We start from the raw sequence: 8,708 nt of genomic DNA, 5'->3' as shown, positions 1-8,708 counted from the left end.
ACCCCGCCCGGGCCCCGGCACCGAGGGCGCCTCAACCCCCGCGCCGGGGAGTCGGGAGCTCCGCCCGTGCCCGGGCGAGGGCGTCGCGACAGGCGCGGTCGGCCCGGCGGGTGGTCTCCGGGAGGCGGAACCCCCGGGTCAGGTGGAAGGTGTGGGCCCGGGCCGCCGCGAGGCCGACGCGGTGTCCGGCGGAGACGTACACCGGCTTGACGCCCCGCCGGGTGCGCAGCGCCGAGCCGACCACCTCCGGCGTCGCGTCCGCGTCCCCCGGGGACCCCGGCGCGGGGGCGTACAGCGGCGCGTGGTCCCCCCGCTCCGGACCGGGCGGCCCCTGCGGGGGCCCGACGGGGGTGTCGGCCATCCGGAAGGGGGTCTTGGCCACGCCGATGGTGCGCAGCCCGGTGAGCACGCCGAGGTGGCAGGTGAGGCCGAAGCGGCGCGGGTGGGCCACCCCGTAGCCGTCGCAGACCACCAGCCCCGGCGGAACGTCCAGGGCGGCCAACGCCTCCAGGACGGCGGGCAGCTCACGATAGGCGAGCAGACCGGGCACGTACGGGAAGGGGGCCGCCCCCACCGCCACCGCACGGTCCACCTCGGTGAGGTCCGCCGCGTCCAGGACGACGGCCGCCGCCGCGACGAGACCGGGCGCGCCGTCCGCGCCGGGCTCCGCGTACGCCACGTCCACACCCGTCACCGTGCCCGGCGCACCGGGCGGCGGGCCGGGCTCGTCGGGCAACAGGAAGCGCCGCAGGGCGAGTTGGCGTTCCACCGCCTCCGCCGCGTCGGCGGGCGTGGTGTGCGCGGGCACCCCCGGGGCCGGTCCCGGCGCGCCGGGGATCGGACGGGACGGCACGGCCCCGGGGGTGCGCGTCACCGGCTCAGCCCAGGTCCACGCGCGGGTACAACGGGTGCTTCTCCAACAGGTCGGCGGCCCGGGCCGCGACCCTCTCCGCCACACCGTCGGCGATCCGGTACCGCGCCCGGGAGGCCGCGCCCGAGGCCGTGGTGGTGGGCGTGGTGTGCGCCAGGACGGTGTGGATCAGATCGGCGATCTCCTCCATCCCGTCGGTGTCCAGGCCCCGGGTGGTCAGCGCCGGGGTGCCCAGCCGGATACCGGAGGTGTACCAGGCGCCGTTGGGGTCGCGGGGGATCGCGTTGCGGTTGGTGACGATGCCGGCGTCCAGCAGCGCGGACTCCGCCTGACGGCCGGTCAGGCCGTAGCCGGAGACGTCCACCAGCAGCAGGTGGTTGTCGGTGCCGCCGGTCACCGGGCGGGCGCCGCGCCGCAACAGCCCCTCCGCCAGCGCCCGGGCGTTGTCCACCACCCGGGCGGCGTAGTCCCGGAAGTCGGGTCGGCGGGCCTCGGCCAGCGCCACCGCCTTGGCGGCCATGACCTGCGGCAGCGGACCGCCCAGCACCATCGGGCACCCCCGGTCCACGTGCTCGGCCAGCGACTCGTCGCACAGCACCATGCCACCGCGCGGACCGCGCAGCGACTTGTGGGTCGTGGTGGTCACGATGTGGGCGTGCGGCACCGGGTCGAAGTTCCCGGTGAGGACCTTGCCCGCGACCAGACCGGCGAAGTGCGCCATGTCCACCATCAGGGTCGCACCGACCTCGTCGGCGATCTCCCGCATGGCCGCGAAGTCCACCAGGCGGGGGTAGGCGGAGTAACCGGCGACGAGGATGAGCGGCCGGAACTCGCGGGCCGCCGCGCGCACCGCCGCGTAGTCCAGCAGGCCCGTCTCCGGGTCCGTGCCGTAGCTGCGCTGCTCGAACATCTTGCCGGAGATGTTGGGACGGAAGCCGTGGGTGAGGTGACCGCCGGCGTCCAGCGACATGCCGAGCATCCGCTGGTCGCCCAGGGCCCGGCGCAGCCGCGCCCAGTCCTCCTCGGACAGGTCGTTGACGTGCCGCGCGCCGGCGTCGGCGAGCGCGGGCGCCTCGATCCGCTGCGCGAGCACCGCCCAGAAGGCCACGAGGTTGGCGTCGATGCCGGAGTGCGGCTGCACGTAGGCGTGGGAGGCACCGAACAGTTCGCGGGCGTGCTCAGCCGCGATCGACTCGACGGTGTCGACGTTGCGGCAGCCCGCGTAGAAACGGTGCCCCACGGTGCCCTCGGCGTACTTGTCGCTCAGCCAGTTCCCCATGGCGAGCAGCACGGCGGGCGAGGCGTAGTTCTCGCTGGCGATCAGCTTCAGCGACTCGCGCTGGTCGGTCAGCTCGGCGCCGATGGCGTCCGCGATGCGCGGCTCCACACCCCGGATCACCCGCAGGGCGTTGAGCAGGGCCACCGACTCGGGGGTGCCGGTGACGTTGTGGTCGGGGGCCTCGTGGTGCGTGTGGGCCGCCTCGAAGGGCTCGGGCGAGACGAAGGGAGCGGGGACGCCCGGGTCGGTGGCGGGATCGGGGTTCTCGTTGCCGTTCATGCGGGGGCCTTCCGAAGGTGTCGTCGGAGCGGCCCAGGCGCGCGGCACGGTGTGGCCGTCCGGGGACGGGGGCCGCTTCCCGATGGTTCGTTCCATCCGCACACGCCAGTCACGGCCCGTGCCGAGCGTAGCACTCGCGGGACCGCCCCGCCCGGGGCACCGTGGAGGGACCGCCCCGGCCGCCCGGTCGGGGCGACCGGCAGCCGATCCGCGGCACCGACGCCGCACCAGGAGGAAGCGTGTCCGATCACACGTACCGGGTCACCGAGATCGTCGGCACCTCGCCCGAGGGGCTGGACGCGGCCATTCGCAACGGCATCGGCCGGGCCGCCCGCACCCTGCGGAACCTGGACTGGTTCGAGGTGACGCAGATCCGCGGGTACATCGAGGACGGCCGACCTGCCCACTTCCAGGTGGGTCTGAAGGTGGGGTTCCGCCTGGAGGACGAGGAGGAGCGCACCGGCGGCGCCTGACCGGCTCCGGCCGACGCGGGTCGGGTCGGGTCGGCGCCACGGACGGCCGTCGGGTGGCCGGGTCCGACCGGCTCGCCCCGGCACGGCGCCGCGGTGGTGCCGTGCCGGTCCCTCCCGGGACCGGGCGGGAGGACACCGCGCGCTCACGCGCCCGGGGCCGACCCCGGGCCCCGCGGGCCGTCCCCGCACGGTGGCGAACGAAGCGCCCCGGGACACCGGGGGCGGGTCGGCACGTCCCGTTTCGGCGGGACGGCGACCGATGGTCGGTCCCCGGCCCTCGTCCGTCCGCCCCGGCGGCTCAACCGGCGTCCGCGCCCGCCCCGCCGGCCCCCGGCCCGTCCAACTCCTCGAGGGTCGGCGGCTGGGAGCCCGCCCGGGTGCAGGTCAGCGCGCCGGCCCGGGCACAGCGCTCCAGCACCCTCGTCAGCTCCGCCGTCCCCGACGGCACACCGTCGCGGGCCACGGCGTCCAACAACGCCGCCTGGAAGGCGTCCCCGGCGCCGACGGTGTCCACGACCTCGACCGGGGGGGCCGTCACCCGCACCGTCCCCGACGGCGCGACCCCCAGCGCGCCGGCCGCGCCGAGGGTGACGACCACCAGCCGCGGCCCCTCGGCCAGCAGTCGACGGGCCGACCGCTCCGGGGACTGCCCCGGGTACAGCCACCCCAGGTCCTCGTCGCTCGCCTTCAGCACGTCGGTGGCGGAGGCCAGCCGTCGCGCGGCGACGCGGTACCGCTCGCGGTCCGGCTGGGCGGCCGGCCGCACGTTGAGGTCGGCCGCCACGCTCACCCCGGCCTCGCGCTGCCGGGCGCACAGCTCCAGCACCCGCCGGGCGCCCGGCTCCAGCACCGCGGCCAGGGAGCCGGTGTGGATCACGGCGGTGTCGGCGGGGACGGTCAGTTCGTCCGGCGCCCAGGAGGCGAGGAACTCGTAGCGGGCCGCGCCGGCGTCGTCCAGGTGGGCGAGGGCCACGGTGGTGCTGCCGGAGGACGGCATCCACCGCACGTCCAGCCCCGCCTCCTCCACCCGGGCGCGCACCAGCTCACCGGGCGGGTCGTCGCCCCGGGTGGTGACGAGGGTGACCTCGCGGCCCAGCCGGCGCAGACCGACCGCGACGTTGGCGGGACTGCCGCCCGCCACCGCCCTCGGCTGATCCTCCCCCTTGCGCCACAACAGATCGACCAGGGACTCCCCCACCACGGTGACGCGGGCGGCACGGCGCACGATACGGCTCCTCTCCGGTACCGGGGCGCCGACGGCTCACAACCGGCGCCCGACGTGGCACATCGTCTCCCGCGCCGGGGGCGGCGGCAAGATCACGCCCCTCCCGCTCGCCCCGCTCCGCGCGGGCGCGGCCCCGAACGTCGGGGCAACGCCCTTGTCACCTCCGCCCGGTTCGGCAGAATCGTGCCCGGGTATCGGTCCGTGGGATCCGTCGGGCCGGAACCGTCCGCCCGCCGCCGACCGTCGATCACCACCGAGGACCCGAGGGAAGGGAGCACGGTGCCCGGCTTCACCGTGGACATCACCGGCACCACCGGCATGCGGACCGGGGAGTGGGCGGACGGGGAGCAGTTCCTGATCCTGCCCGACGACCGGGGAACCGCCGACGAACCACCGGCCCGGGTGCGCCTGGTCGCCCCCGACGCGGAGGTGTCCCCGGGCGGTTCGCCCCGCCGTGCCGCGCAGGTCGGTCTGCGCGGCGACGCGGACACCGCCGACGCCGGGGTGCACGGCGGCGGGGTGACCGTTGCCGACGTGGAGGAACGCACCGCCCGCCGGGCGGGGATGCCGCACCCGATCCTGCTGCTGGACGGCCCGGACGGCGAGCGGCTGTGCACGGTGTTGCCGGAGGAGCCGGGAACACCCGAGCCGCTGCACTTCCGGGTCGAGGACCGGGAGGGGCGGGAGCTGTGCCGGATCGTGCGCCGGCCCTCGCGGATCGGTCGCCGGGCGTACTGGCGGATCGTCTTCCCCGACGGCCGGCCGCCGCTGACCGGGCACCGGGGCACCTGGATCGGGTGGATCGGTTTCGCGCTGACCTTCCCGTTGTGGCTGCTGTTCTTCGCCGGTTCGCTGCTGGTGGCGGCGGTGACCATGGGCGGGGTGAGCGAGATGCTGGTGTGGGGCGCGCCCAAGCGCACCACCTGGCGCGCCCGGTGGGCCCCGCCCCTGGTGGGCAACGCCCTGGATTTCCGGTACCTGCGCTGCGGCTACCGCTGGAACCCGAACCTGATCGACCCGCGCATCGCCTGGGCCCAGGCCTCCCTGCACCACTTCCGCAAGATGCACAAGGACTGAGCCCCACCACCCGATCGGCGTGCCGGGGCCGGGCTGCCGGTCCCACGGGGGTCCGGCAGCCGGGGAGGAACACGTCGGGGAGACGGTCACGCCTCGCAGTCCACGGCGTAGGGGTGATCGCGTGTGACGATCGGTGCCCGGGAGCCGCGGTCGTTCCCCTCCGGGAGGACATGGATGGTCGGGTACACCTTCCGGAGCCCGTCCCCTCCCCGGGAGAAACAGAGTTCGAGGGCCTTCCCCTCCCGCCACCCCTCCGTCACCTTCCGGGTGCCGCGCCCCGCGGGGAACGCCTCCCATCCGGCCTCGGTGGCCGTCCGCTCGTGGAAGGACGGAACCTCCCCGGGCGCAGGACCTCCCCCGTATTCGCGGACACCCGGGGGACGACGTCGGCATCGTCGCGGTACGCCACGGCGGGCCCCTGCGGGCGGGCGCCCGGGCGCGCCCGGGAGAGCACCGGTTCGGCCGCGAGGAGCTCCGCCGCACGGTGATCGGTCGGGCCGCATCCGTACACCCCGCCGTGAACCGCCCACCATCCACCGGCGAGGCATCCGGCCGGCGGGATCGACCCACCCCACCATCCCGCCATCGCCTTCTTTCCGACCCCCATCGCTCCCCCGTCCCGGATCCCGTCGGCCGAACGCATGCCGTGATGCCCGTGCCGCCGCTCACGCCTTCATCCGCCGGCCGAGCGGGGCACCCCGGCCGGGGTGCCCGGGGATGTCGGTACCGGGGCCTACCCTTCCCGCATGGACACTCCGACGTTCCACGGCGGGGTCAACCTCGCGATGAAGATTCCGGAAGCCCGATACGAGGCCACCGTGGCGTTCTACCGGGAGACCCTCGGTCTACCGGTCGCCGAGCACTCGTCCACCGGTTCGCCCGCCGTCACCCGGACGCACTCCGTGGAGTTCGGTCCGATCACCCTGTGGCTGGATCGGGTGGACGATTCCCGGGAGCGGGCGGAGGTGTGGCTGGAGGTGCGCACGGACGATCTGTCGGCCGCCACCACCCACCTGGCCCGGGCGGGCACGGCCACCTGCGACGAGGTGGAACCCTTCGACGACCCGGACACCCGGGCCCACTGGATCGGGAACCCGGCGGGCATCGTCCATCTCCTCGCCGAGCACCGGGACGCCTCCCGGGGGTGACGCCCCTCCCCGCGCCGGGGCCCGAAAGGGGGGTCATCCCGGCGCACGCCGCACGGGGAGGTGCGGGGTGCCGTCGGCCGTGAACGCCGCGGGCCGGGCGCCGGGGTCAGTTCTGTCGCCACTCGCGGTTGCGGTACTCCAGCACCACCGGGTGCATGAGGGTGCTGGCGCGCACGCCGGGGTCGCGGCGGTCGACGGGGAAGACGGTGGCGGCCTCCAGGACCGCCTCGTCGAGGAAGCGCAGGCCGGGTCGTTCGGCCGGGGGCGCCAGTTCCGGTTCCGGGGCACGGTCACCGGGGGCGGCCAGCACGTAGCCCCAGTTGCCGAAGCTGGGCACGTCCACCTGGTAGGGCGTGGTGCCGAACCCGGCCTCCCGGACGCCCGCCTCGATGGACCAGAAGGTGCGCGGGGCGAAGTAGGGGGAGCCGGACTGGACGACGAGCCGGCCGTCGGGGTCCAGGACGCGGCCGATGAGGGTGTAGAACTCCACCGAGTAGAGCTTGGCGGTGGCGATGTCCTGCGGATCGGGCAGGTCGGTGATCACCACGTCGTACGGCCCGCGGGCCTCCCTCAGCCAGCTGAAGGCGTCGTCGTTGACGACCGTGACCCGTTCGTCGGCCAGGGCGTCGCCGTTGAGTTCGACCAGGGGGTCCCAGTCGCGGGCCAGGTCGGTCATGGCGGGGTCGAGGTCCACCAGGGTCACCGACTCCACGTCCGGGTAACGCAACACCTCGCGCAGGGCCAGGGCATCGCCTCCGCCGATGATCAGCACGGAGGAGCGTTCACCGGCGAGCGCCGGGTGCACCAGTGCCTCGTGGTAGCGGTACTCGTCCACCGAGGAGAACTGCAGGTCGCCGTTGAGGAAGAGCCGCAGGTCCTCCACGCCCAGCAGGCCGGGGGCACGGGTGACGACGATCTCCTGGTAGTCGGTGCGCTCGGCGTGCGCGATGGGGTCGCGGTACAGCTGCTGGCGGGCGGTGACCTCGAAGCGGTCGGCGAGTGCGAAGGCCCCGGCGAGCACCACCAGCACGCCCACCATGCCGGTGACCAGTGCGGCCCGGACCAGCGGCCGGACCCGGGCACGGAAGATCCACAGCACCACGGCGATGCCGGCGACGGCGTTGACGCCGCCGACGACCAGCGCGCCCTTGATCTGCCCGAACAACGGCAGCAGCAGGAGCGGGAAGCTGAGGCCGCCGATCAGGGCGCCGATGTAGTCGACGGCGAACATGTCGGCGACCGCCCGTCCGGCGTCCTGCCGGCGGATCCACTGCAACATGGTCATCAGCAGGGGGATCTCCGCGCCGATGAGGACGCCGATGACGAAGGCGATGACGACCACGGCGACGGTGTAGATGTTCAACCAGGCGAAGGCCGCGTACAGCAGGAGCACCGACAGGCCGCCGACCAGGGCCAGCACCCCCTCCACGATCGCGAACGCCTCGATCGCCCGGCGCTGGAGGGGTTTGGCGGCCAGCGAGCCGACGCCCATGGCGAAGACCATCACCGACAGCACGATGGAGGTCTGCAGGACGGTGTTGCCGATCAGGTAGCCGCCCAGGGCGACCAGCGCCAGTTCGTAGACCAGGCCACAGGCCGCGCAGACGAAGACCGAGAGCAGCAGCAGGAATCGTGCGCCGCGGGCGCGCGGCATGCCGGTGGCCCCACCGGCGCCGTCGGTGTCACCGGGCGGGGGCGGCGAGGGGGTGTCGGCCGGCGCCGGGTCCACCGGCGCCCCGGCCGGGGCCGCGGTGACGGGCGCGGGGGTCTCGGAGGTGGTGCTCATGCCGCGTGCTCCGCTGGGTGGTGGGGCGGGGGGTTCCGGCGGCGGACCGACCGGTGCGGTGCCGGTCCGCCGCCCGGCCGGGCCGGGCCGGTCAGGACAGGGCCGCGGTGAGCATCACCGCGGTGGCGATGTACATGGCGCCCTGGACCCAGGCGGCGGGATGCGGGCGACCGTCGCGGTCCTCCAGGACGGTCGCGCCCATCCGGCCCGGGGTGAGGATACCGACCAGGGCGAAGACCAGCGTCATCACGATCACCCCGGCGAGGCCGTAGATCAGGGTGCTGACCAGACCGACCCCCAGGCCGCGTTGGAACTCGCTGGCGTTGATGGCGGCGGCGACCACGAGGCCGACGCCGATCATCTGGCCGCTCATGACGATGGCGGCGCCGACATTGCGCTCGGTCCAGATCAGCGAGGTCAGGCGGCGGGGGGTGACCAGGTCCAGGGCGAGGTAGCCGAGCGCCATGACGGCGAAGCCGGCCACGCCGTAGGCCAGGACGACGCCGGCGGACTCGAGGATGTCTGCCACGGGATTCCTCTTTCGGGGGTGTGACGGGGGTGGCTGTCGCT

8 protein-coding genes and 1 riboswitch are annotated in these 8,708 nt (G+C 74.9%); of the genes, 3 read left to right on the top strand and 5 right to left on the bottom strand.

Features of this window, described 5'->3' with window-relative positions; genetic code table 11:
• Nucleotides 1–31 precede the first annotated feature (31 nt).
• A complete protein-coding gene (locus FOE67_RS09335) occupies nucleotides 32–808 on the bottom strand; it encodes an endonuclease V (RefSeq protein WP_182662439.1) in 777 nt (258 codons plus the stop codon).
• A gap of 70 nt (nucleotides 809–878) precedes the next feature.
• On the bottom strand, nucleotides 879–2,429 hold the full coding sequence (locus tag FOE67_RS09330; RefSeq protein ID WP_182662437.1) for a glycine hydroxymethyltransferase: 1,551 nt from the start codon (nucleotides 2,427–2,429) through the stop codon (nucleotides 879–881).
• A gap of 24 nt (nucleotides 2,430–2,453) precedes the next feature.
• A riboswitch (ZMP/ZTP riboswitch) is annotated at nucleotides 2,454–2,552 on the bottom strand.
• Between the two features lie 116 nt (nucleotides 2,553–2,668).
• On the opposite strand from FOE67_RS09330, the gene FOE67_RS09325 reads away from it, so the two are divergent.
• Nucleotides 2,669–2,902 (top strand): dodecin, encoded by a 234-nt coding sequence (locus tag FOE67_RS09325; protein ID WP_182662435.1) that lies wholly within the window; start codon nucleotides 2,669–2,671, stop codon nucleotides 2,900–2,902.
• A 298-nt stretch (nucleotides 2,903–3,200) separates the two neighbouring features.
• Here FOE67_RS09325 and FOE67_RS09320 read toward each other — a convergent pair whose 3' ends face one another.
• Nucleotides 3,201–4,127 carry a carbohydrate kinase family protein gene (locus FOE67_RS09320; protein ID WP_323384560.1) on the bottom strand — a complete coding sequence of 309 codons (927 nt, stop codon included), beginning with the start codon at nucleotides 4,125–4,127 and terminating at the stop codon, nucleotides 3,201–3,203.
• A 279-nt stretch (nucleotides 4,128–4,406) separates the two neighbouring features.
• Between FOE67_RS09320 and FOE67_RS09315 the strand changes: the two genes are divergently transcribed.
• Together FOE67_RS09315 and FOE67_RS09310 are read left to right on the top strand one after the other, a co-directional pair.
• Nucleotides 4,407–5,204, top strand: coding sequence for a hypothetical protein (locus tag FOE67_RS09315; protein WP_182662433.1), 798 nt, complete (start codon nucleotides 4,407–4,409; stop codon nucleotides 5,202–5,204).
• A 746-nt stretch (nucleotides 5,205–5,950) separates the two neighbouring features.
• Entirely contained in the window at nucleotides 5,951–6,352 is a 402-nt protein-coding gene (locus FOE67_RS09310; protein ID WP_182662431.1) for a VOC family protein, read from the top strand.
• Nucleotides 6,353–6,458: 106 nt separating this feature from the next.
• On the opposite strand, the gene FOE67_RS09305 is transcribed toward FOE67_RS09310, so the two are convergent.
• On the bottom strand, nucleotides 6,459–8,138 hold the full coding sequence (locus FOE67_RS09305) for a polyamine aminopropyltransferase (protein WP_182662429.1): 1,680 nt from the start codon (nucleotides 8,136–8,138) through the stop codon (nucleotides 6,459–6,461).
• A gap of 91 nt (nucleotides 8,139–8,229) precedes the next feature.
• Nucleotides 8,230–8,667 (bottom strand): DUF350 domain-containing protein, encoded by a 438-nt coding sequence (locus FOE67_RS09300; protein WP_182662427.1) that lies wholly within the window; start codon nucleotides 8,665–8,667, stop codon nucleotides 8,230–8,232.
• Nucleotides 8,668–8,708 lie beyond the last annotated feature (41 nt).

The sequence above is a fragment of the Streptomyces calidiresistens genome (assembly GCF_014141525.1).
GTDB classification, from domain to species: domain Bacteria; phylum Actinomycetota; class Actinomycetes; order Streptomycetales; family Streptomycetaceae; genus Streptomyces; species Streptomyces calidiresistens.
This window is presented reverse-complemented; position numbering and strand designations above follow the sequence as displayed.